A 22,944-nucleotide genomic window follows, 5' to 3' on the forward strand; every position below is an offset into this window, starting at 1 on the left:
TTTACTTTGTGAGGTATGTGACTTTAAGAGATTTAAAACAGCCGGTTCTTTCATGAGCTTTCTTGGGCTGGTTCCTGGAGAATATTCCAGCGGTTCCAAAAGAAAACAAACGGGGATTACAAAAACGGGAAGTCCCAGACTTAGAAGGATTTTGACGGAAGCTGCTTGGCAGCATCGCTTTCCCGGAACAGGTAGTAAGATCGTAACTGCAAGGAGGGTCGGACAACCTGCGTTAGTCGTTGCTTTAGCAGAAAAAGCTTCCTTAAGATTACACAAGAAGTTTCGTAATATGCAGCAAAGAGGAAAAACACCTCAAGTAATGATAACGGCAGTCTCACGAGAGCTATCCGGTTTTCTTTGGGCAGCGATGAATCTAGTAGCTTAGAGTTAGAATAATGTTTCATCAAATGGTTTTATTCGTTAGAGAAGATGTACGATAAAGGAGGAATACTTGTTGACTCAGTGTTGAAGCAAATTTGAATTTCAAATTTGACCTTCGTTTTTAGACTAAGAACAGCTCCCGATGTATAGATTATCCTGCGGTATCCAACCCGCGAATATCAGTCTGATCAATCGTCGCGAATGCTTTTCTCTAACGAGTTAAACTATTTGATGATAAAAATGCGAAAAAATATTTACGGCTCGGTTGGGTGCGCCATATCAGAGTTAATCCTAAAATTTTCACAATGCAAAAATTCCCTCACAGATGCGAAAAAGGAAACTGGATTTACGGCAAACTCTTAGCATCCGACCCGCCGACAGTCGTCAAATTGCATACAATATTTTTATAATATAATAAAATCATACTTTTTGCAAGTAAAAATTCAGAATCTACAAAACCTCGTCGGAACTCCGACATTTTACATGTCGGTAGAAAGAAAGCGAGATGCCAGGAATGAATATTCCAAAATCCTCCTCGACTTGCGAATTGGTTACGGCTCTCGCAAATCGCACGGCAAAGAAGAACATTGAATTCAAACCCATCTTTCAACCGCCAAACGCGCGTTAATCAGGAGCCGGTCTTAAAATGTTAAAGGAAATTTGTAGTAGTTCCCACGTTTCAAGGGTTAGGATTTTACATACAGCTACAGCTGTACCTAATTCTTATCCACTCGTCCCTAACATCGAATATGTGGGAGTTCCCACATTTTCAAGTTTTGAGACAGGCTCTAAGGGAGATTCCTCACACAACGAACGAAGTGTCGGCTCGTTTTCGCAAAAGCGGTCTCTTCTCCGAAATGAGTGGCTCCGAAATTTACGGCACGAGCCGTATCCACCGTTCCTTCTTTCGCCCAAGAGGTCCAATAATAGTCTTCCAAGGTATTCGGAAATTTTAAAAGAAGGGCGTTCAAACTTCCGGAACCCGCCAAGGCCTTTAACTCCGAAAAGGTGGGAAGTCTCCAATCGAAATGACCTCCGGTACGATCCTGATTGCAGGAGTCGTAAGCCTCACTCGTTCCTGTAAGCCCGGGTATTTGTCCGACCAAAACCTGAGGTAAGGAAATCGTATTACAGTCGTTCAGATTGAGGGAACAATACTGAAAAAGAGCCGCCCCGTATCTTCCGATGATCGTAGTTGTGTCGTTGATTCCCTCACAATCGTACTGACCGTTTTGTCCGACTCTAAGAACCTGGCCTTGTGTACAAATTTTCCACATAAGACCGCTCGTAGAATTCGTGATCGTTCCCGAAGCCGTGTTCGCCGAATAAGGATCGAACAATAACATTCCCGCAAGAAGGACTTTCGCGTCTTCATTGATAAAACCCAGGGTCGTATCGTCCGGTTTTTCCTCGCAATTTGCAAAAAGAAAAAGTGAAATACTGAGTATTAGAATATTCTTATATTTTTTCATGATTTCCTCAGAAAATGTGATTAAAGTTCATAAATACCTGTTTGTCTTCCTTGGAAATGGCATAATCCAACATCAGGATCGTACTCTGGTTCCAAGCGATTCTAAATCCCAAACCCCGGGAATATTTATAATCTTTAAGTCCCACCTTATGCTCGTCGTCCCATACCCGACCGAAATCCATAAAAGGCACCAAATTCAAGGCGAAATGTTGTCCGGCCACGTTAAAATCGAAAAATTTCCAGCGAAGTTCGATGTTTCCCCATCCCATCGCCTTCCCCGCAAAACGATCCTGTTTGTAACCGCGTAAGGTTCTTAAACCACCGAGCCCCGTAATCCCGCCTTCCGTTGACCAGAGATTTCTATATTCAAAAAAGGGAGCGTCTCCCTCGGTCAAACCGAACGCGCCTCGACCAGCGATCACCAGTTTATCAAAAACTTTCGGAAACGGACTATAAAACAATTTCAACTGGGTAAAATACTTGGAATATTGAAAATCGGATCCGAAGGATTTGGCGACTTTTTCATAAGTTGTTTCTAAAAACATTCCTCGGTTCGGATCGGGTTCCAAATCCCGAGTATCCAAAACCAATCCGAATCGTATCGAGTTCACGTTACCGCCGTTGGCTCCGATGATTTTTCCCGCCTCGGCGTCTTCGGTTACTTTCGTTTTTGCGTTCGGCGCCGTACCCGAATTGCTAAGCGGAGTCCCTTCCGTCAACGGATCCGTACTTTTTACAAACTGGCCGTCAAAGGTTTTGATGATGTTTTGGGAAACCCTAAGTCCAGCAACCGTCCGGACCAAACCTCCGAAAAAGATATGTTCCCCGCTGATATTGGCCTGCGGAGAACGGATGTCGTAGCGATTGTACATTCGATCGGTAACTCGAAACGCGTCGTTAGCGGGAAAACCGGAATAATTGGTTCCCTGAAAATCGAGAGGATCTCCGGGCCCGCCCGGCCTCGTGAAGTAGATATTCTTTTCCCGTTCGTGATAAGTCGCGTTTCTTACGATTTCCCCGCCGGATTGATTTCGCTCCTGATACGAAAGTGTCTCCAAGGATTTCTCGCCGATTCCGTAGTACAAGGTGTTCGGATTGGTATCGTAAATCAAATCTCCTCGTAGTCTCCACTTGGTATCGAAAACATACGGTGCGTCGAAGCTGATATCCTGGTACTGTCTGTTTTTAGTCGTATTAAAATACTGCGCAAACATCCGAAAACGATAAGGAGTATATTCAAAAAACGGATCGGACTTTTTACCGTTATTGATTAAGAATACGCGAACCCCATAACCCACACCCACGTTCGGATCGGAGTTCAAAAGAGGAAGACCCGTAGGAAACCAACCTTCTTTCTTTTTACAGATATCCTCCGGCCTCAGACGTCTCATTTCCGAGATGAAAAAGGGTAAATCCGTCCTTGGCTTTCTCGCAACGTCGTCCGTAAAGGCCAGTTTCGAACAATCCTCTTGTCCATACGTCGACCCTGCGGTAAGAAAAAGCAGGCTCATTGCAACACTTACGATTTTCAGAAATTTCTTCATGGATTTCCTATTTCTTTATTTCAGATCAAAACGGAAACCGTTCAGGCATATACTGTCAATTGGATTTTTCAAAGAATCCGGAAATACGTTCCGAATTCTCAGACGAAACTTCTTTTATCCATAACATTTGATATGATATCTTGGTAAATTTATTTTCGAATGAGTTGGGAGTATCGTTCTAAAAAAAGCTGTCAGGAAAAGAAGGGAGAAAATGACAACGATCAAACGTTACATGAAGCGTTTAAGTGGAAAGTAATCGAGGAAATATAGGATCGCAAATAACGTGAATTCGTGGAGAAAATTTGGGCGAATCAATTTATGAATTTTGAATCAAAGATTCACACTTCTTTAAGCCGTTGGGTTTTATCGGTTATTACTACGAACCGGACCTTTGTTTTTTAGTTTTCGATGATCGCGAATGAATTCTTTCGGATTGAGATAACCCGAAGGATTTCTGCTGTAGCCCGGGCCCGTCGGAAGAAAAAAATCATCCCGCATTTCAAAGTGAAGATGCGGTCCGTAACGCCGATTTGCGTCTCCGATTTTTCCGATCACCTTTCCTTTTCGCACTCGATCCCCTTTGGAAACGTTCATCTTGGAAAGATGCGCATACAGGGAATTGATCCTCTTTCCGTCCGGAAGCAGATGTGTTACGATGATTACATTCCCCCAACCGGGTCCCTCTTCTCCCGCGAACTTTACGATTCCGTGTGAAACCGCATAAACCGGATCTCCGTAGTCGTTTCGACCGATCGCGTTCCAGTCTTCTCCGAGATGAAAATTCTTTCCGAAGGGTTGTTTGTCTATATAACCCTTTGCGTTGGGTTTGCCTACGGGGAAATCAAATCCGTCGGATATGTATTCGGGATATTTGGCGAAGAATTCTTTCGCGTCTTCCAGTGCAAGTTCGTCATTCATTCCCGAAACTTCGTCGGATTCTTTCGTTTCTAAACAGGAAATAAAAAGAATAAAAACGCAGAAGACCAAAGACACGTTATACGAAACCACGTTCCGAAAGAACAACCAAGCGCAAAATGGAAACTCTTTTTCTTGAATCACTTTTCTATTAAACACTTTCGTCTCAGCGATGCAAATGTTATCGTTGGAATCGTCTTCTACAAAAACAACTTTTATAGGACACGACTTACTTGCGTGCTGCGTTGTTAAGTGTCAGGAATCTGCGCCTAAAAGGCGGATTTGCGCTAAAATTCACGTTCACTCATAAGTAGGACTTAAGCAATTTCTAATATCAACCCAGGTTCAATTTCAAAATCACGTCGTCCTGAGAAACCATACTTCCTTCCCTAACTAAAACCTCTTCCACGGTTCCGTCTCCAGGAGAGAGAATATTGTTTTCCATCTTCATCGCTTCCACGATCGCAAGTACGGTTCCTTTTTTAACGGAGGCTCCTGCGGAAACTCCGACACGAATTACCTTACCCGGCATCGGACTTTTGATCAGCCCCCCGCTTCCTTCTTCCAAATGAATTTCACGATTGGAAAGAACGATCTTTGTGTTCCATCCTTTGTAGTGAATGAAAATTTGGTTTCCTTTTCTGAGAATTCTCCAGTGATTACCCGGACCCGAAAAAAGACCGTTTCCTTCGCTCTGAAAATTTCTGGAAATCCGAAAATCGTGAACGATTCCGTCTAACGTAATCGATACGGACACGTCTCCGGGAGAACCCGAACGAACCCGAACCGGAATCTCCTCTTCCCTGTGTCTAAATCGAAAATTTTCTTCGATCACCAAAACCCTCCCGAACCGACCGCTTCCCAGATTCCCTGGGATTTTTTCTTTTCGGAAAGCGCCGCCGCTACAAAGGAAAACGCGTCGGCTTGAACTTCCCTTTCGGGAATAAAAAGAATCGTTTGTTCTTCCAGAAAATGCGTATGGATTTTTCCTTTTTTAAATTCCTCATGGGAAAGAATTCCGGAGAGAAAAAACGTGTTGGTTACCGGCCCGAAGATCACCGTGGATTCGACGGATTCTTTCAGACGGGCGGCGCATTCTTCCCTGGTTTTTCCCCAAGCGATCATCTTTGCAATCATCGGATCGTAATGAACCGTGATCTCGGAACCGGTTTCGACTCCGGTGTCCACGCGTAAAAAATCACGATCCGGAAATTCAATATATTCTAATATACCTGTGGATGGTAGAAAATTGTTCTCGGGATCTTCCGCGTAAATCCGCGCTTCGATCGCGTGTCCGTTTTGCGTGAGTGTTTTCCCGCCGGTGAGATCGGAAAGTTTTTTCCCTTCCGCCACCCGGATCTGCCATTCCACAAGATCCTGTCCAGTGACGTATTCCGTAACAGGATGTTCCACTTGAAGTCTAGTGTTCATCTCCAGGAAATAAAACTTTCCGTCCTTTCCCAGAATGAATTCGACGGTCCCGGCGCCCACATAACGAATCGATTGTGCGGCCTTAACCGCGACTTGACAGATTTCATCCACCAGGGCGGGAGCTAAATTCGGCGCCGGAGATTCCTCGATCACCTTTTGATGTCTTCTTTGGATCGAACATTCCCTTTCGAAAAGGTGCATAACGTTTCCGTGTTTGTCTCCGAAAACCTGCACTTCTATATGTCTGGGAGTTTCTATATATTTTTCCAGAAACACGGTTCCGTCTCCGAAGGCCTTCTCGGCCTCCCTTTGCGCCGACTCGAGCGAGGAAAGGAATTCCTCCCGGTTGTAAACCCGTTTCATTCCTTTTCCGCCGCCTCCCGCGGTCGCCTTAATCATCAAAGGATATCCGATTTTTTCGGCTTCCTTTTGAAGAATTTTAGGATCTTGATCCTGTCCGTTGTAACCCGGAACGACCGGAACTCCCGAAGCCTCCATCTTGATACGGGAGTTGATCTTATCTCCCATGAGCTCCATCGATTCGGGACTCGGGCCTAAAAATAATACATTCTCTTTTTCTAATGCTTTTGCGAATTCGCTTTTTTCGGATAAAAATCCGTAACCGGGATGTACTGCCTCGGCCTTCGTTTTTTTGATCGCATCGAGAATATTAGGAATATTTAAATAAGAAGAGGCGGGACTCGGTTCCCCCACGTAAACGGATTCGTCCGCAAGTTTTACGTGCGGCGAATCCTTATCCGCGTCCGAATAGACCGCAACGGTTTTAATTCCCAGCCTTTTGCAGGTACGGATCACACGAACCGCGATTTCTCCGCGATTCGCGATCAGTAGTTTAGAGATCAAGATACGAGCACCGATTCGTTTCGGACTTCGGTGGAAAGCATCGCATCCAGGTCCTTCTTTTCCCGATCCATCGTTTCGAAAATGAAATCCTTAAATTCTTCCCAGGAAGAATAGTTCGTCGATTCGTAAATTCCGATTTGTTTGTATGCGACCACAAAACCTCTTTCCAGAGTTTGATAACCCGTCAGTCCCGATTTGAGCACGATCACGACCGGAATCTTATTCTCCCAAGCGAGTTTGATCATCCCTTTTTGCAAGGGTTGAATTTCTTCCTGATAAGAATTATGACCTTCCGGATATACGATGAACGAAGTCGTACTCAAACCCTTGAGCAAGTTTCTAACCGAAACCGCGATCGTAGCCGCCTTTGAGGATTCGAAAACCTGGGAACCCATCGCTTTCATCCACCAATAGGCGACTAACGTTTTTTTGATCACTTGGTTGGCGAGATAGGGTTTGTTGATTACGAGACAATCGTAGGGAAAGTCCAGCTCGTTGACGTGGTTCGAAAAAATCATATGTCCCTTGGGCGGAATCTGAAATTCTCCGATCTTGAAAAAACGGGTTTTGGTCATCCAACGGATCGCATCCCCCCAAACGGCCGACCCTTTTAAAAAGGCCGCGTTTTTTCTTTTTTGATTTCCGATCAGCGCGAAAAACAATCCCGCGACAAAACTGGGAAACGCAAAACTAAATACCAGAACGATTGTTATTAAATATGTTTTGAGAACGATCTTTCGATAGGATTTCGAAAAGCGGCCCAAACGGCTTTCCATAAATTTCAACGGGTTCATCGAAAACAATCTTCCCAAAGAATCGTTTTTAGAAAAGCTAGTTTTTGCCGCGCCAGAGATCGAAGCGACGCGAAAGCGGTCCGCAGGACCGGAGCGAATGCGAAGTCGCGAAAGAGCTCGGTCCATTCCTTGAGCAAAGCTCAAGGAATGGAGGCGCCCCCGTTTTATTTGGGAGGAGCCTTATCTCCGAGCAATTGTTTGCGTTTTTCCTGATCCCATTTTAAGAAGATTCGGTTTTTGACTTCGTCGTCGAAAATCTTTTCCAAAACGTCAACGGCATCCCTGCGGTATTCTTCCGGAAGTCTCCGATCGAATACGGGACTCATTCTATGATCGTATTCTAATGTAGGATTTTGTGTGAAATCGTACGTGACTCCCTGCAAAGAAACCGGCTCGGAAGGCCCCGCTTTTCCCTCGTCGTCTTTGATGGCTTCGGTTTTTGCGTCGCTTTTAAAAAGATAATAATTGTCGTACGGATATTTCAGTTTGAAGATATTGATCGCGTTCGATTTTGCGTCCCTGCAAAGTTGAATCGCGGCGATGTAGTGTTCGATCCTATGTTTTCTATGATTCGGCTGAAGTTTCTGGTGTTTCTCGAGATGTTTTTCGATTTTGAGCGCGTTGTTACGGGTTTCCTTGGCAAGCCCTAAAAATCTGTAACCCATTTCCATATTCTTTTCGATCGCGTATTTGTTGGTTACGTAGTGAAAATCTCTCGGGTTGTACATTCTTCTCGTGAGCGGCGCTTCGCGATTCGCGGTCATATCCTTAACGACAAAAGAATTCTTACTCCACTCGATCGCGATATCGACCAAATTTCTGTCTTCCGGATTATTCGGATTCTTCTTTTCGATCGCGGCTTTTAACATTTCTTCCGTTCTTTCCACGTAAAACTGGGAAAGTTCTTCCAGAAGCATTTCGGTTCCGAGTTGCGCTTCCAAAAATCTGCGATATGCGTTTACGTGATTGTTTTCGAAAAAGTATTGAAGTCCTTCCTGGTAAAGCCTTTTGAGTTCCTTATACTTTTTGATCCTGTCTCCTTCCGACTCCGGGGCTCCGCCTTGTGCATTGTTAGTCGAAGCGGGCGTTTGCTGATTCTGTCCGCCGGAAATTTCGCCCTTGTAGTTTCGAACGATCGGTTCGACGGCGCGGAGGTAGACGAGTAATTCCACTCTTTTTTTATAGGCTTTGCTGGAGACGGCCTCTCCAAATACGGTAACGGGAAGAATGGAAATTGCAATTAATATGAGAATCAGTCTTTTCATCGGTTAACCTTTTCCAGAGCTTTTCCGGTTCTTAGACCGGAGGCAACAAAGAAATTAGTGCTTTTCTTCCTACTCTATCGGTTAGAATGGTGTTCGAATTGACAGCCCGTTCCCGTTTTTTTCGGGTTTTTCACAGATAAGACTATGACAGCCAGCGCTCTCGCACAAGGAAAAAAGATCTCATTTCGTGCAAAGGAAGATACGGTTTGTCCGATCTGCAACGAGATCCATCAAAAAGAAAATATGTTTCAGGGCGGCGGTCGTTTGATCGCCGGAAAACTCACCTCCGAACTCAGAAGACTTTACGAAAAGAATAAGAAGTTCGGTCGAGTCAGTCCCAACGACTACGTCGTAAGCGTTTGTCCCCGTTGCCTTTATTCCTCATTTTCAAAAGACTGGTCCGCGTTAGACGGCGAAGAGAGCGAAAAGATCCGTACTCAGTTCGATACGAGACGTTCGCATTTGGAAAAAATTCTCGGTCCTATCGATTTCTATCAAGATCGCAATTTGGTCCTTGGGGCGGCTTCTTATCTTCTCGCGATCGAATGTTATCAAAACCGAAAGGCCACCGTAGCGCCCACTCCTAAGAAGGCCGTTTGTTCCGTTCGAGGAGCTTGGTACTTCGACGACTTGAACAACGACTTCCCGAATATGGGATTCGACAAGGTTCGAGACCTACTCTATCAAAAATCCGCGGGTTGGTACACCGAAACGATGGAAATCATGCAGAGCGGTTCGGAACCGGTGGATCAGGCTTCGTATCTCTTAGGTCCGGACACGGATAAGAACTGGGCTTTTGACGGAGTCATTTATCTTTCCGCCTATCTCACGATGAAGTTCAAGGACGAACTCGCATCGAACCCCGCGGCCAAACTGAATCTTTTAGTGAGGGCCAAAAGAACCCTTTCCAGACTTTACGGTTCGGGAAAAGGATCCAAATCCAAACCTTCCGTAATCATCGATATGGCAAAGGAACTCTACGACGAATACAACAAACTCATCGAGGAAATGGGAGGGGAAAAATAAACTACGCCCTCCTCGTCGAATACGACGGACTTTGTTTCCACGGTTTTCAAACTCAAAAGGATCTTCCCAGCATTCAGGAGAATCTAGAAAAGGCCGCAAAAATTCTTCTTAAGGAAGAAATCTCGGTCACGGGAGCGGGCAGAACCGACACGGGGGTTCACGCTCGGGGAATGATCGTGAATTTCAAAACGCAAACGACGATACAAAATTTCGGAAAGTTTCTTCTGAGCCTAAACGCGATCACCGATGTCGGACTTTCTATCCTGGGCATGGCGGAAGTAGGTGAAAATTTCGATTCCCGTTTTTCCTGCAATTCGAGAGAATACGAATATTGGATTCTCAATACGAAATATCCTAGGCCTACTTGGAAAAATCGAGCCTTCTGGTATCAACATAAGATTGACGTTACCCGCTTAGAAGCCGAACTTGAACTATTAAAAGGAGAACACGATTTTCGGAGTTTGGCTAAGGCCACATCCTTAAAAGGTCGTTCCACGATTCGGACGATTTTGGATGTAAGACTGGAACGAAGCGCCGAATTGGACGGTCTCCTTAAGGTAAGAATTCGGGCAAACGGTTTTCTTCACAATATGATTCGGATTCTTACGGGTACTCTTTTGGAAATCGCAAACGGCAAACGAAAAGTTAGGAACGTTTTGGACATACTCTCCTCCAAGGACAGAACGATTGCCGGTATCACACTCCCGCCTTACGGACTTTATTTTATCAGAGCGTACTACGATTTTCATCCCGAGATCGATTTGATGTATTCCCATCGGGACTTTCAAAAATAATCATGTTTCTGTCGTCCCGAATTTTCGCAAAACCTTCGATCCTAGTTTTACTTTCGATCCTTCCCGGAATTTTATCCGCCTCTCCTAAAAACCCCGGAGTGTTCGAACTCTTGGGCGGGTACCAACCGGACTTAGGCGGAAATAAATTCTTTCCCGACTTCTTTCCGAAACGTACGGCGCAAATGGGAAGCCTTCCTTCCAGCGGAGTCGTTTCCAAAGAAGAGGAAGAAACGGAAAATACCGAGGAAGAGGAAAAGGAAGAAAAACAGGAAGGATATTACGAAAATCGAAAGGCCGAGGCGGGAGTTTGGATGGGCGCGTCGAATCCTTGGCCCGGAACCGAAACTCAAAAATATCTGGATACTACCTTGGGCGGAGGTTTCTTTTTTAGGATTCCCTGGCCTTGGATTTTTTATCTCGAAATGGGCGCCTTTTACGCGAACTATCTTTCCGCTACGGAGAGAGGTTTGACTACGATTCCGGTTTACCTCGCCTTAGGTTATAAGATTCCGGTCGATCTTCCGATTTCGTTCATCATTCGTGCGGGAGGCGGGGAAGCCTTTGTGGTCGCAAGGCCTTCCAACACTTCTCGTTGGGACCACATGATGATCGTGGGTTTGGAAACGAGTTTTGTGGCCGGAAAAAAAATCAGAATCGGAATCCGAATCGATTACAATAAGATCTACGAGTCTCAAATGAACGCGCCTGCGGAAGCGAAATATTATTACACGAGTCCTTACAGCGATTCCAGGCTGAACAATCCGAATTATTATAGGGTTGTCGACACTGAATTTTTTCATTTCGGTTTGATGGTGAGCGTATTTTTATGAAACGATCCTATGCCCTAATACTTTCCAGTTTTCTAATGTTCTTTTGTAAAGTCGGCAACTGGCACGGAAACGGTACCAAAAACGCGGTAATCAGCACTCTCTTCAATCAGAGAATGTTGCTACTCGTAAAAGGAACCTACGCCACCGATAACCCGATCGGATTCGAAGCCTATTCGGGTGGAACCGGACAACTCTACCAAGATACGAGCGGGGAAGGTTTCGATCCCACTCTCGGTTTAGCCGGAGTTCCTTTGGCTCAAAATCTTCCGATCTTTATAGACATCGGAGAAATCCGTATGTCGACGAAATATCAGGAAGGAACCTTCGATCTAAGTTTGATTAAGAACGTAAAAGACACGAAAAAGTTTTGGGACGAAGTCGCTCCGAACCGACAGGTTTTTTGTACGATTCCCTATACTACCAACTCGAATTCCTGTCGTTTAAACGACGGAGAAATCAAAGCGATTCAATTTTTCAACGGAGAGGGAGTCGCCTACCCTTCGAACGATCCTACTTCCGCAACGGACTGGGGTGCGTTCGGAAACGGTCCCGTTCAATTCTACTATACCGGTTTGTATCTGAGGTCTTTGGTGACCGCTTGGGCGACGGAACCCGGGCTTACGTTTTCCAATCTCACTCTATTTGACAACTACAGAGTTCCCGGAATCAACATCGTTCCCAGGTTGAGTTATAGGCCGGGGGCCGATTCCACTACAAAATCCGTTTTTCCTCCTCTCGTGTTTCCTACGCTCTACAAAGCGGAGAACGGAGACCAGGATATGCTCGTTTATCCCGGCTTTGATCCCTACATCTTGGAAGTAAGAATCAACTTGAAAGAAAACCTGATGATCCATTCTTACGTTTCGAGCATCGGAGGAGTTAGAACCTTGGTCGGTATCAGCGATTGGAACAGCGATCATAAGGGAGAATCGGATATGGGAGGCGGTCTTCTGGTTCGCTCCCGTATTATTCGTCCCGAAATCGCTTCCAGCTTGACCGTGTTCGGCGGAACCGCTTCCACAACCCACTACTACAGCGTATATCGGGTTTCAGAAGGAGATATCGATACGAAACTCCCGCTCATGGCCTCTCCCGTTCAAGGCGCCTCGACGAAAATGAAATACATTCATCCCGGAGAATATAGACTTCGTTGTGTTGGAGATCTTGCCAGAGTCGACGGTTATCCGGAAACCGTGGTGAGAGAAACCGTGTTTACGGTTCCGGAAAACGCCCCTCGTTCCGAAGTTCAAGTCAACCTGAGTTGTCCATAATTCGCGACCCGTAGAGTTAAGGTTTAAAACCCGCCGTTGAGGAGATTTCTTTCCTGAAACTAAAATTAATACTTTTAACAATGATAACTTTGACTCAATGTATTGCCGATTCCGAACGAACGAATTGCAGAGAAAATTTAGCGGAGATCAATTTTGAACGGGATACGTTACTCGCCATCTTACTTGCCCCGAAAAATGATTCCGGCAACCCGCAAAATGAAATCAACAAGTCGGCCTATTTTGCATACTATGATTATCTTTATGAAAAATCGATCGAAAGAGAAAGAAAATGCGATAACGATTTTATCTTGAAAATTTTTTCACCCGAATCCAAGGATCTTCAATAGAGGATTGCAAAAGAATTTTTTAATATAGAAAAAAATTCAGACGACGAGCAATTCTTATTTCGTAGAAGAAGGAACGGAAATCGTTTCTAAGAAAGTGTTGTACTCGGCGCACTCCGGAATCTGGTAGGTAACGATAGAACCGCAATCCGCACGTTCCACATTTTTGATACAAAGCTCCGCTTCCAACTTCAGACTATCGCTGAGTTTTTTTAAAACGATCGGCTCGGACTTATCGTAGTCGAAATTAAAATCGCTATAACACTGGGCGTTATCCGGATAAGTAAGAGCGGCTTCCTTTCTGAGTTTTCCTTCCAAAGAAGAAAGATAAGGTTCTTTGCAACGGCTCATTTGAGAACAGTACGCTTCGGCGACTCTTTTAAACGTTTCTGCAGAAGCGGACTGTGAGGAAGTTTTTTTTCCACACTGAATCGTAAACAGTCCGGCGAGAAGCAACGCTAATATTCCTTTTAAATTGCCGCACATATAGAAAGAATGGAGACGGAACTCTCGTTGGCAAGTTTTTTCCGGACTTCGACATGGAATTGGAACCGAGATTTTAAAACCAAAAAAGATCCCTTTTACGAGTTCGTCTTAAATCGAAATCCGAAAAAGTTTCGCGCTGTTTTCCAGAAAAATCTTCCTTTTGATTTCCTCGGAAAGGGGAGAATTCAAAAGATTACAGATCGGATGACTGAGGGTGTACGGAATATTCGGAAAATCCGAACCGAAATGAACCCGATCCGGATAACGTTCTATAATTTCAAGACAACGATCCGTATTTTCTCCCGTAGCCAAAAAGTCCACAAAGACCATCGTAGTATCCAAACGAAGCTCAGGATAAATTCTTAAAAGTTCGGCGTATTCCCAAACTTCCGAAGCTCCCATATGAGCGACTACGACCTTCAATTTCGGATAACGTTCTATAAAGGATTTAAAATATTTAATATTCGTATAAAGCCCCGGAAGAGGAGCGTCTCCCGAATGGATCACGAGTGGAATTTCTTTTTTTTCAAGATAAGAGAACGTCTCCGAAAGTTCGATTCTTGTCAGATCCAACCGACCCACTTCGCAATGAAGTTTAAATCCTTTAAATCCGTATTCTTCCACGGCTCGTTTCGTATAATCGAAACAACCTTCTTCGGGGAAGAAGGTTCCGAAAAGGATCCCACCTTTCGTATCGGAATGGGTTTCAAATACCCATCGATTCAGTCCTTCCGCCATTCTTTCCTTATGAGCGTAGTTCAAAGTAGTGAAATGAAAAATCCGATTTTCCCTTAGGATTTCCAGTCTTCTTATTTCCGTTTCCCGGTACGCGATTTCCCAATGAACTCCGTCGAACCATTTCCAAATTCGTTTCATCACGTATTCCGGAAAAAAATGCGTATGAATATCGATGATGAACGAAAGCCCGTATTTTTCCAAAAGAGGAATGTGTGCGGGAAAGACATCGTCCCTTAAAGGAGGAAGATTTTTCGGATCTTTCCAAGGAAACGGAGAATGCTCCGGAGAGATTCGATTGGAAGAAAGAATATAATGACAACAAGGCAACATACATTCAATATCTTACTTTACGAATTCGAGTCAATCGATTGAATCTTTTTTCCTTGGTCTATCCGGTAGAAAAGTTATGCGGTTCTTCATTACGAATGGGAAACCCTTTTTTCCTTGACCGGTCCGACCGAAAAGTTTCAATAACGAAAAATTTTTTATAACCGATTTCAAATAGAATCCTTCGTATCTTGAAATCTAGTTTTCAAACGAAAGAAAAAATTTTTGAAGCGCGTTTTAGGAACAAAACCTATGAATTCGTTATTACAAGCCGTCAAAATCGGAATCGCTTTTTTTTGGATCGTATTCGGGGCCGATCTGTTCGGTTGGATTCAAATGGGAGAACCGATCGACTTTCTAATTCAAACGATCGGATTTGGAACGTTTGTTGTACATCTATTCGAGATCTCTTATTTCTGGTTCACACTCAGATACAAATCGACAAACGTCTTTGGGGACGTTCTACAAATTTTGGCCTTCGGAGTCTTTCATATGATTCCTCTACGAAACAAACGTATCTAACGTCTCGTATCACGACCCGTTACTCGAACGTTATATAACTAACGCAAATTTTACGGTTAAAAATTTGGGCGAATCCGGCTCTTGGCTTTGCCAAGAGCCGGACCGCGCTTTCAGCTCCAATCAACAAATTGATGATGCTCTAAATGCGAAATTCTTTCGTCATTTTAATTTGTTGATTCCGCCTCAATCGCTTTCGCATCGGTATTCACGTTACCGGTCTCTATAAAATTGAGTACCGATAGTTTTTATCGCAAAACACTGCTTCAATTCAAAATATTAGGCACTTCATTAGATTTGTTGAAAAATTAATTCTCCAAAAGATTCATCGGGGCAAACGATTTAGAATATCAGAATATTCTTTGTGCGACGGCGATCAACGCGTCCGCACCGGCCTTTGCGATAATATTATAATATCTTAAAGTAGTCACGTCGCAAAAAACCTTAGCGCCCGCGCTTTTAGCCTCGTTTACTACGGTGCGCGGACTTCCCAAACTTGTGATCAAAAGTTCCACCTTTGCGTCCAAAACGATTTCCAATAGTTTGGACCAATTTGGGTTATGCGATTTATGAAGAATCAAATTTACGCCGATCGGCTTTTTCGTTTTGGAACGAATTTCCCGAAGTCCTTCTTTCAGTTGTGAGGATTTTTCTTCCCAAAAGACAAGCGTTTCGAAACTCTGAATCTATGATCGTGATCGTATCCTCTTATAAAGTTTTGGAAGAAAAAATCGAAGAGTTCAAAACAATCAGTCATGAGATGGCAAAAGAATCTCTTGATACGGAAGAAGGCGTCCTCAGACTCGACGTGCTTCAAGGAGACGGGGATCCGGGTAGATTCTTATTTATGGAAGTATATAAAAGCGAAGCCGCAAGAAAAAAACATCTCGACACTCCCCAGTTTCTTTCTTGGCGAAGAGCGGTGCCGGATTGGTTCAGCCAAGGAAGCACATCCATTCAATATCTTCCCGTTCATATCGATCTTCCCGGTTGAACGTAAGACTTCTACTCTCTACAAAATCAAAAAATATCCGACCAAAAGAAACGACTGCGAAAATCGATATCCGTCTCCGTTACGAGACAAAAGCGGCGGGATACTACTTTACGGATATTTAAAGTCTTTTATACTCAAATCGTAAAATCGTTACGACTAAAAAATTCCGAGACGGAATTCGTATAAGATCAAGTCGTACAAAAAATTTACGATTCGGATGAATACGTTCTACCCAAGTCAAGCTTTAACTTGACAGGGATTCCTCTATTTCGTATTCTGTAACTAGAAGCCTTACAGATATGACGAGTCGATTTACGGTCGCGATCCATATTCTTTCCCTACTTTCTCTCGGAGAAGGTAAGACCAAAACTTCCGAAGAACTTGCGGAAAGCGTAAATACGAATCCGGTCGTGATTCGTAAAATCTTGTCTCTCCTTAAAAATCGGGGAATCGTGCGGAATCAAATGGGTCCGAACGGGGGTTATGTTCTTGCAAAAGCTCCTTCCACGATCAACTTAAAGGAAATCTACGAAGCCATCGACGAAAAGATCTTCCAAATGCATTCCAAATCCCCGAATAAAAAATGCATCTGCGGTCATGCGATCCAGCCGATTCTTTCGAAGGTTTATGAAAAAGCGCAGAAGGTTTTGGAAGAAGAACTCGGTTCCACAAACCTGGATTTGATCACTCGAGAAATCCTAGGTTTTTCCAAAAAATAAAACGGAACGATCCCGTAAGTCGGTTTAACGTATTTTATTCTAAACCGAAGTAAAATAAGAACGGAAGACGGGTCTTAATCATAGCTAAATAATAAAGTATCTAATATTTTGCATTGAAGTAATGTTTTGCGATAAAAATTAATGGTTCTCAATTTTATGTAAATTAGTACGACAAATTTTTATTTCTCAACTTATACCTTCTTTTAAATCGATCCCAATATCGAATCTGCCAGTCCTGAATCTCTTTCTCGACGGAAATTGAATCCATAAATGTGTTCTCCCATTTCCCGCTATAAGCCGCCGCAATCAAATGTCCTATTTTAAAATCTTTCTTCTCTTCTTTGAAATAACTCGACTGAAAAAGATCGACGTTTACCGAAACCCGCATCCATCTAAATATCTTTTTTATCAAAGCAAAACTTAAAATCACGGGAAAACGGATGAACAGAACCAACGCATTTCCGAATGAAATTCCTTCCTCATAAAAGTATTCCTTAAAATTCCAAGACGACCAATCGATCCGAACGTATTTATCGATATCCTCCCATAAATCATCCACGTCGTCCCCGTCCAGCCCCAAATCCCGATTTAAGGAAGTTGTCATCGTAAGTTTATCAAGATCAACCCCTCTGTTTCTAACAACACATATCAAAATTTTTTTAACTAGTTTGACGGCTCTTGCGCGTTCCGGATCGTTTGAACTCGTTGTTATCATAGAAAAATCCTCATTTTCTTGGAATATTAGTTATTCATGATATAATAGCCATGAATTTCAAAACGAATTCCCGTTTTAAAGTTAGAATTCCGGACGCTGTTTTATGCGGTTCTGAATAAAGATTTATAAAACGATTGGAAACGATCCATTACAAAACGAATCTTTGTCAAGGGGTATTCCTCTTTTCAAAATATTCAAATATCCTTATGACTTCTTATTCTTTTTTTCCTTATTTTCTTTTACCCGGTACTTAACGATTTTTGCAATCAATTTGAAGGGCAAAGGTTGATCGATCGGAAACTGTACGGCGCCTTTCGAGGTTTTATATTTCGTCAACTCGGATTGAAACGCTCGGATCCCGCTCGAAGTCGGATAAAATCCGATATGTTTTTTGTACGCGGCGAAGTACACCAAGTTACCGTAAAACGCAAACGCAGGCATTTGATAACTGATCTTTTCCTCCGCTTTAGGCGCCGCGTCTCGGATAACGGAACGTAATTCTTCCAAAATTTTCCGCGTATCTTCGGGAAAACGATTTATATAGTTGTCTATATTCTTAAAATCTAATTTTTTCGATTGCATAGTTCGAACCCTTTGAAATCGAATCCCTAAAAAAATCCGAGATTCGATTTCAAAACATTAGAGTTGTTGAAAAATTAATTCTCCATTTGTTTCTGTTTCGTTGAAATGGGCGATGGAAGCAGTTTTGTTAATTGCGACTATTGAATTTTTCAACAATTCTATTTTTAACCGAAAAGGTTCAAAACAAGAAAAATACTTCGACATTGGTCCGTGTGAATTATAAAAGGAATTTTACAAACCCGGTAACACATCCTAAAAAGAATCCCAAAATACTTCCGTTGATCCGAATCGTTTCCAAAACATTCCGTGTTTTCCATTCCAAATTCTTTCTAAGATCCTTAGGATCCAGGCTTTGAAGTCGGATCGTGATTTGCCTTCCGATATAACCGGAAACGCTCTCGTCTATGCGTTTTTCAATGAACTCCAAAACGGAACGAAGAGGAGCGTATTCCTGCAAGGTATCGATCTCACCGATTTCCTTAAGATGTGATTGAACCAGAGTTCCCAAAAGCCGACTCGCCTGATCTTTTAAAAATCCCATCAAGGATCGCACCGCCTTTTCCCTCTGTTCCAAATGTAATTCGTTCCAGGATGAAATGTACGTTTCCGTGGAAGCGGCCATAAGATTGACCAGTTTCTCGATGGTCTTTTCGTCCCTGGATTCGATTACCAAACCCTGTTTGACGTGATTTCCGTATTCTTTCAATTTTTTAGGGAAGTCGACGACTAAGTTTAAAACGACCTGAGCCACTAAATTCATTTTTCCTAATATTTCCTGAAGAAGGGACTTGAATTCCTCCGTATCGGCGACCTTGATCATCGATTCTCCGATCAAAAGTTTGATCGTGTCCATAATCTCTTTTTGTCGATTTAATTCTTTTAATAATGCGACATCGGTTCCGGAAAACTGATAGTGAACGACGTATTGAACGATGTCCTCTTCCACCTTGGAAAAAAGTCGATTCAGAACTTCGTTCGTTTTTTCTTCGTTTCCGAAAGTTTCCACTAAAACCTCGTGAACCTCGTCCCGAGTCGACGGGTCTTCCAAAACCTTTCTGATTCTGGAACGAATGACCTCGTGATGCAAAAGATCGCTTGAGACCCAGTTTCCGATCTCGGAAGAAAGTTTGGATCCGTCTTCCTCGATCGCTTTGTAGGTTTTCCATACGGCAAACCAATCGCAAAGTCCCCCGATCAAACCTCCTTCCAATGCGGAAAGAATGATTTTTACGACAGGGGATTCCGGATTTCCGAAGAACAAAATGGAAAGTATCGCGATCGAAAATCCGATCAGAAGCAAATTGGAAAAAAGTTGTCTTTTTCCGAAAGGGGTTTTTCGAGAATCGGGTAAGAAGAACGTCAATTGGATATTTTCCTGCGTGTCAGAAACGCTGCTCCAAAAAAGGAAAGCGGGAGCAGAAGTTGTACGAGAGTAATCAAATACGTGCGAATATCATAAAATACGAATTGATTCTTTCTTTCCTTAGAACAGAAATAGAACTGCCCTTCCGAAGTTCGATATACGTTCTCTCCGGATATAAGTTTCCAGAGAGGAAAAAAACCGGAACGAAGTAGTATCGGAAAACAAACGTCCGGCTTTTTCTCTTTCGATAGTTCCCATTGGATTTCGGAGTCGTTCCAAGAAAGCGGTTCAATCTCAGGGAAGAAAGGAGTCGATTCCTTCTTTTCCCTTTTTATCGTAGGCTTTCTTTCGGCTTCCCTTTCCGCTTCTTCTTCGGCCCTTTTTTGAAAGTAAGAATGAAGTTGTGAAACCTCATAAACTCCCGAAAAGTCTGCCTTGTTCGATTCGAATTCTTCCTTAAAAACAGGAACCCAGGAAACGTTCCATTGAAACTTTAAATCCAGAATCGACTCCGGTAAATTTTCCAATCCAAATCCGGATTTTTTTCGAAAAGAACTTTCATCGATAAGAAGAGCGATCGGTTTCCGAGTAAGTAATTCCATAAAAGGTCGAGAGGAATTTAATTTCCAAAAAGTCCATTCTCCCTTTTTATCGATTTGCGAAAACGATTTTGGCGACGCAGCCACGATTCGATTGAGCGCGTCGGACTTAAGTAAAACGTACGAAACTCCCCTTTCGGAAAGTAGATTCAAAAATAATTCGGAAAGTTTTTCCTTTTCCCTGACAACGGGAGGATTTACATTTTTTTGCCCGACTTGTTTCGGTCCTTGTACAGGAAACAACCGGAGGATCTCTTCTGCGGAAGCCGGAAACGAATTTTCAAAACGATTCGTCAAAGTGATGTTTCGTCTAACGGCTTGACGGATCAATACGGAGGCCCAACGGGAATCCCCGGAACCGCCTTCTCCGGCGACATCTTCCGACGCAATCAAGGAGCCGTACGAAGTTTTTTCAAATACGCGAATCCATATTTCCTTTTGTTTCCATACGGAAGAGGGATTTCCGGAAAGACTTTCGATCCCTGTGGACGGTCCAGGAATCGTGACGATAAATCTATACAACCCTAAGACGAATAAAATCAAACCGGCCCAGAGTTTCCATTTTCCGGGCGGTAGATTTTTCAAAAAGAATCTCGCGGTTACAAGCGCGGAGAATGTCAAAAAAACGAGGGAAACGTTGAGAGCCGTGTACCATTGAACGTGCAGCCACGGAAGTATCAAAGACAAAGAGGAATCCGTCGCCATCCAATAAAAAAACAGGGTCCCGAAAATCAAAAATCTGGAAATCGGCGGCAGTAATTTTCTGATAAAAAGCAACCGAATTCCGATCACAAAAAGAATCGGAAACAATAGATGAATCCAGTATTGATCGATTAGAATTTGCTTAAGTACGTCCAAAAACTTTTCCGGTCTTGAAACCGAGTTTGAAAATTCTTCCCCTAAAAGGGATAAAAGTCCGTTGATCGGAAAGGAGACCGGCGGATTTTGTTGATACGGAACATATACAAAATGATTCCATAATATAGGTGAAGCGCACAAAAACGGAAGTAAGAAGATCGACAAGATCTCGAGGATCGCAAACTCGTCTTTGTAAAAAAGAAAGTAGATTGAAAGAGCGATCACATAAAACAGGGAAGTTTCGTAGTGTGTGTAAAACACGAGAGTTCCCGTGATCAGATTCTTAGAAAAAGAGGAAACCTTTCCCGTATAACGAAACTTCTCCAGATAATAAATCGCCAGAAGTGCAAACGCAAGTCCCACCGAGGAAGAAATGGAATTTTGAAAAATACCCACGATTCCCGCGCCTACCAAACGGTCTCCGGGATATAAAAAATAAAACATAAGTCCGGTCATCGTAAGTAAGGCATTACCCGGACTGAGACCTGTTTCCGTGAGAAACAAAAATCCTAATTTTAAAAACGCGTACGAAAATAAAAACAACGCAAGTAAAATTCCCAAATTGAAGGCCGTGCCGAAAGGAAGAAAAAATAAAATAAACGTGTGAATAAAGGAAACGAGGAAAAAGAAAAAGGGAGCTTGAAAGTAAAACGTGGGACTTCCGCCTTGCAAAGAACGATCGTATCCCGAAGAAAGAAAATTCTTAAATAGAATTTGATAGTCTTGAGCAATGAGATACTGATTTTGCAACGATACGGAATCGGGAACTCGATCCGTAAATAAAAACCGAAATTGTATGGATAAAAATAAAAAGACCAAAAAAAATACGAGAGGTTTTCTCGCAGCGTGAGGAATTTTCCATTTCCCCTGGATGATTTGCATGGGATGATTCTTACGAGACCCGATTTCCTGACAAGCAAAACGGATATTCGGAATTCCCTTTCCATTTCATTCCGAGAGAACGAGTTACGGGATCATTCTTCCTTCGCGTTTTCCTGTACGTATTTTTCAAAATCGACTTTGGACATCCTATCGGCATAAAGAGGATAAAAAGCGTCGATCAATTCCTCTAAGGTGGGGAATTTTGCCCCGTCCATTTTATAGGCCATATCGAACTCCTTTTTTGATAAGGTTAAATTAAGTTTTTGGACGCGCCGTAAATCGAAAAATCGTATTGAATGTAAAATCAATCTTTCGACTCCGAACAAAGTCGTATCTTCCCTTTTTAAATCGGGTCAGTTGAAACGATTCGACGAGCCGAATCGTTTTTTATTTACAACGCGTCCAAAAACTTGCGGAAGCGCGATCCATACATTTAATTTTTTTGTTCAAACCGCGTTCCATTCAAAAATCCCTGCATCAAATCAAAAATCGATTTGGAGATCCTCCTTTAAAAAAGGATCCAACGTTCTCTTATATTCGATCGAAGGCGCCTTTTTCGTTTTCGATCCGTTAGAACATCCCTCGCAAGTTATATTAAGGTTTTATTATGTTTTAAATTCGTATTCGGGTTCGGGCCGAAAAAATACATTCCCGGATTGTCGCGAAAATTTGCCGTAAGAACCCGTCTCAAAACCTTAGAGATGCGGGAACTCCCCTGTTTTTCTTTTCGGGTTTTGGACAAATTTTATGGTAGATACCTGCGATTTGGAAACCGGATTTCTGATTTTTTAGGACGGAAACCAGTCTCTGTAATCCAATGCGTGAAAATACGCAGCGGGTTGGCAGCGTAGTTTTCGTGTTACCAGGTTGTTTATTAGGTCGAGTTGGAGTATATAACTGTAATACCTGTGAAATGTGGGAACTCCCTCATTCATCGTGTAAAGAATAGAATCCCCGACTTCGAGGTCCTCCAACCACAGGAGATAATTGAAAAGATAACAGCGAGACACGCCATGAGCCTGTGCGAGCGTTCCAAAGAGGGTCCAACTTCCGGTGTTAACTCTAACGTTCACTCGTTTCATCTTCAATTTTCCGGGACTGGTCTGATACAAGGTTCTGCCCGCTTTTTTTCCCAGACGTTTTGTGGCCGAAAGATATTTTCCATATGTTCTCAAAAGTTCCGGAATTCTCCTGGGAAGTAATTTCACATCTTTCTCGGAGAAACGAATCCA

General features: G+C 43.0%; 24 protein-coding genes and 1 pseudogene. 9 read left to right on the plus strand and 16 right to left on the minus strand.

Annotated elements, in window-relative coordinates; genetic code table 11:
- A partial coding sequence (locus LEP1GSC194_RS01705) for a transposase (RefSeq protein ID WP_036040695.1) occupies positions 1-385 on the plus strand: 385 nt, incomplete at its 5' end.
- A gap of 784 nt (positions 386-1,169) precedes the next feature.
- Here LEP1GSC194_RS01705 and lsa25 read toward each other — a convergent pair.
- The 7 genes from lsa25 to LEP1GSC194_RS01740 form a co-directional block, all read right to left on the minus strand.
- Positions 1,170-1,853 carry a surface adhesin Lsa25 gene (gene lsa25, locus LEP1GSC194_RS01710; RefSeq protein WP_017809197.1) on the minus strand — a complete coding sequence of 228 codons (684 nt, stop codon included), beginning with the start codon at positions 1,851-1,853 and terminating at the stop codon, positions 1,170-1,172.
- 7 nt (positions 1,854-1,860) lie between these two features.
- Positions 1,861-3,396: an Omp85 family outer membrane protein gene (gene omp85 / locus LEP1GSC194_RS01715; protein WP_036040698.1), complete on the minus strand. Its 1,536-nt coding sequence runs from the start codon at positions 3,394-3,396 to the stop codon at positions 1,861-1,863.
- 363 nt (positions 3,397-3,759) lie between these two features.
- Positions 3,760-4,314 carry a M23 family metallopeptidase gene (locus LEP1GSC194_RS01720; protein WP_081605011.1) on the minus strand — a complete coding sequence of 185 codons (555 nt, stop codon included), beginning with the start codon at positions 4,312-4,314 and terminating at the stop codon, positions 3,760-3,762.
- A 331-nt stretch (positions 4,315-4,645) separates the two neighbouring features.
- Positions 4,646-5,146 (minus strand): acetyl-CoA carboxylase biotin carboxyl carrier protein subunit, encoded by a 501-nt coding sequence (locus LEP1GSC194_RS01725; RefSeq protein WP_020772007.1) that lies wholly within the window; start codon positions 5,144-5,146, stop codon positions 4,646-4,648.
- Positions 5,143-6,606: an acetyl-CoA carboxylase biotin carboxylase subunit gene (locus LEP1GSC194_RS01730; protein WP_020772012.1), complete on the minus strand. Its 1,464-nt coding sequence runs from the start codon at positions 6,604-6,606 to the stop codon at positions 5,143-5,145. Before LEP1GSC194_RS01730 ends, LEP1GSC194_RS01725 begins: the two co-directional genes overlap by 4 nt.
- Complete coding sequence (locus tag LEP1GSC194_RS01735) at positions 6,603-7,400, minus strand: lysophospholipid acyltransferase family protein (protein ID WP_036040712.1); 798 nt, start codon at positions 7,398-7,400, stop codon at positions 6,603-6,605. Before LEP1GSC194_RS01735 ends, LEP1GSC194_RS01730 begins: the two co-directional genes overlap by 4 nt.
- Before the next feature lie 164 nt (positions 7,401-7,564).
- Complete coding sequence (locus LEP1GSC194_RS01740) at positions 7,565-8,665, minus strand: LIC11274 family protein (protein ID WP_020772028.1); 1,101 nt, start codon at positions 8,663-8,665, stop codon at positions 7,565-7,567.
- A 144-nt stretch (positions 8,666-8,809) separates the two neighbouring features.
- Here LEP1GSC194_RS01740 and LEP1GSC194_RS01745 point away from each other — a divergent pair, with 144 nt between their 5' ends.
- From LEP1GSC194_RS01745 to LEP1GSC194_RS01765, 5 genes are all read left to right on the plus strand, one after another.
- Positions 8,810-9,691, plus strand: coding sequence for a DUF2225 domain-containing protein (locus LEP1GSC194_RS01745; protein WP_020772013.1), 882 nt, complete (start codon positions 8,810-8,812; stop codon positions 9,689-9,691).
- The gene (gene truA, locus LEP1GSC194_RS01750; protein ID WP_081605010.1) at positions 9,688-10,485 is read left to right on the plus strand and encodes a tRNA pseudouridine(38-40) synthase TruA; all 798 of its coding nucleotides are present in this window, start codon (positions 9,688-9,690) and stop codon (positions 10,483-10,485) included. Before LEP1GSC194_RS01745 ends, truA begins: the two co-directional genes overlap by 4 nt.
- A gap of 2 nt (positions 10,486-10,487) precedes the next feature.
- On the plus strand, positions 10,488-11,315 hold the full coding sequence (locus LEP1GSC194_RS01755; protein ID WP_020772010.1) for a hypothetical protein: 828 nt from the start codon (positions 10,488-10,490) through the stop codon (positions 11,313-11,315).
- Positions 11,312-12,586 (plus strand): LIC11270 family surface protein, encoded by a 1,275-nt coding sequence (locus tag LEP1GSC194_RS01760; protein WP_020772017.1) that lies wholly within the window; start codon positions 11,312-11,314, stop codon positions 12,584-12,586. Before LEP1GSC194_RS01755 ends, LEP1GSC194_RS01760 begins: the two co-directional genes overlap by 4 nt.
- Before the next feature lie 80 nt (positions 12,587-12,666).
- Positions 12,667-12,933, plus strand: a complete 267-nt coding sequence (locus LEP1GSC194_RS01765) for a hypothetical protein (RefSeq protein ID WP_017807726.1) — start codon at positions 12,667-12,669, stop codon at positions 12,931-12,933.
- Positions 12,934-12,987: 54 nt separating this feature from the next.
- On the opposite strand, the gene LEP1GSC194_RS01770 is transcribed toward LEP1GSC194_RS01765, so the two are convergent.
- Entirely contained in the window at positions 12,988-13,416 is a 429-nt protein-coding gene (locus LEP1GSC194_RS01770) for an LA_2478/LA_2722/LA_4182 family protein (RefSeq protein ID WP_036040701.1), read from the minus strand.
- Between the two features lie 108 nt (positions 13,417-13,524).
- The gene (locus tag LEP1GSC194_RS01775; protein WP_020772005.1) at positions 13,525-14,484 is read right to left on the minus strand and encodes an amidohydrolase family protein; all 960 of its coding nucleotides are present in this window, start codon (positions 14,482-14,484) and stop codon (positions 13,525-13,527) included.
- A 249-nt stretch (positions 14,485-14,733) separates the two neighbouring features.
- On the opposite strand from LEP1GSC194_RS01775, the gene LEP1GSC194_RS01780 reads away from it, so the two are divergent.
- Complete coding sequence (locus LEP1GSC194_RS01780; RefSeq protein WP_020772015.1) at positions 14,734-15,003, plus strand: hypothetical protein; 270 nt, start codon at positions 14,734-14,736, stop codon at positions 15,001-15,003.
- Between the two features lie 359 nt (positions 15,004-15,362).
- Here LEP1GSC194_RS01780 and LEP1GSC194_RS01785 read toward each other — a convergent pair.
- Positions 15,363-15,641: pseudogene (locus LEP1GSC194_RS01785) on the minus strand (NAD(P)H-dependent flavin oxidoreductase); the annotation flags it as partial.
- 47 nt (positions 15,642-15,688) lie between these two features.
- Between LEP1GSC194_RS01785 and LEP1GSC194_RS01790 the strand changes: the two are divergent.
- Entirely contained in the window at positions 15,689-15,994 is a 306-nt protein-coding gene (locus tag LEP1GSC194_RS01790; RefSeq protein ID WP_036040704.1) for a putative quinol monooxygenase, read from the plus strand.
- Positions 15,995-16,293: 299 nt separating this feature from the next.
- Positions 16,294-16,713, plus strand: a complete 420-nt coding sequence (locus LEP1GSC194_RS01795; protein ID WP_020772020.1) for an Rrf2 family transcriptional regulator — start codon at positions 16,294-16,296, stop codon at positions 16,711-16,713.
- 163 nt (positions 16,714-16,876) lie between these two features.
- On the opposite strand, the gene LEP1GSC194_RS01800 is transcribed toward LEP1GSC194_RS01795, so the two are convergent.
- The 6 genes from LEP1GSC194_RS01800 to LEP1GSC194_RS01830 form a co-directional block, all read right to left on the minus strand.
- Complete coding sequence (locus LEP1GSC194_RS01800) at positions 16,877-17,428, minus strand: DUF1493 family protein (protein WP_020772025.1); 552 nt, start codon at positions 17,426-17,428, stop codon at positions 16,877-16,879.
- 204 nt (positions 17,429-17,632) lie between these two features.
- Positions 17,633-18,010 (minus strand): iron chaperone, encoded by a 378-nt coding sequence (locus tag LEP1GSC194_RS01805; protein WP_020772018.1) that lies wholly within the window; start codon positions 18,008-18,010, stop codon positions 17,633-17,635.
- Positions 18,011-18,227: 217 nt separating this feature from the next.
- Positions 18,228-19,373 carry a DUF445 family protein gene (locus LEP1GSC194_RS01810; protein ID WP_020772003.1) on the minus strand — a complete coding sequence of 382 codons (1,146 nt, stop codon included), beginning with the start codon at positions 19,371-19,373 and terminating at the stop codon, positions 18,228-18,230.
- The gene (locus LEP1GSC194_RS01815) at positions 19,370-21,712 is read right to left on the minus strand and encodes a membrane protein (RefSeq protein WP_020772006.1); all 2,343 of its coding nucleotides are present in this window, start codon (positions 21,710-21,712) and stop codon (positions 19,370-19,372) included. Before LEP1GSC194_RS01815 ends, LEP1GSC194_RS01810 begins: the two co-directional genes overlap by 4 nt.
- A gap of 92 nt (positions 21,713-21,804) precedes the next feature.
- Positions 21,805-21,939 carry a hypothetical protein gene (locus LEP1GSC194_RS23350; protein WP_020772011.1) on the minus strand — a complete coding sequence of 45 codons (135 nt, stop codon included), beginning with the start codon at positions 21,937-21,939 and terminating at the stop codon, positions 21,805-21,807.
- A gap of 561 nt (positions 21,940-22,500) precedes the next feature.
- A partial coding sequence (locus LEP1GSC194_RS01830) for a DUF1564 domain-containing protein (RefSeq protein WP_036040708.1) occupies positions 22,501-22,944 on the minus strand: 444 nt, incomplete at its 5' end.

It is taken from the genome of Leptospira alstonii serovar Sichuan str. 79601 (genome assembly GCF_000347175.1).
Classification (GTDB): Bacteria; Spirochaetota; Leptospiria; order Leptospirales; family Leptospiraceae; genus Leptospira; species Leptospira alstonii.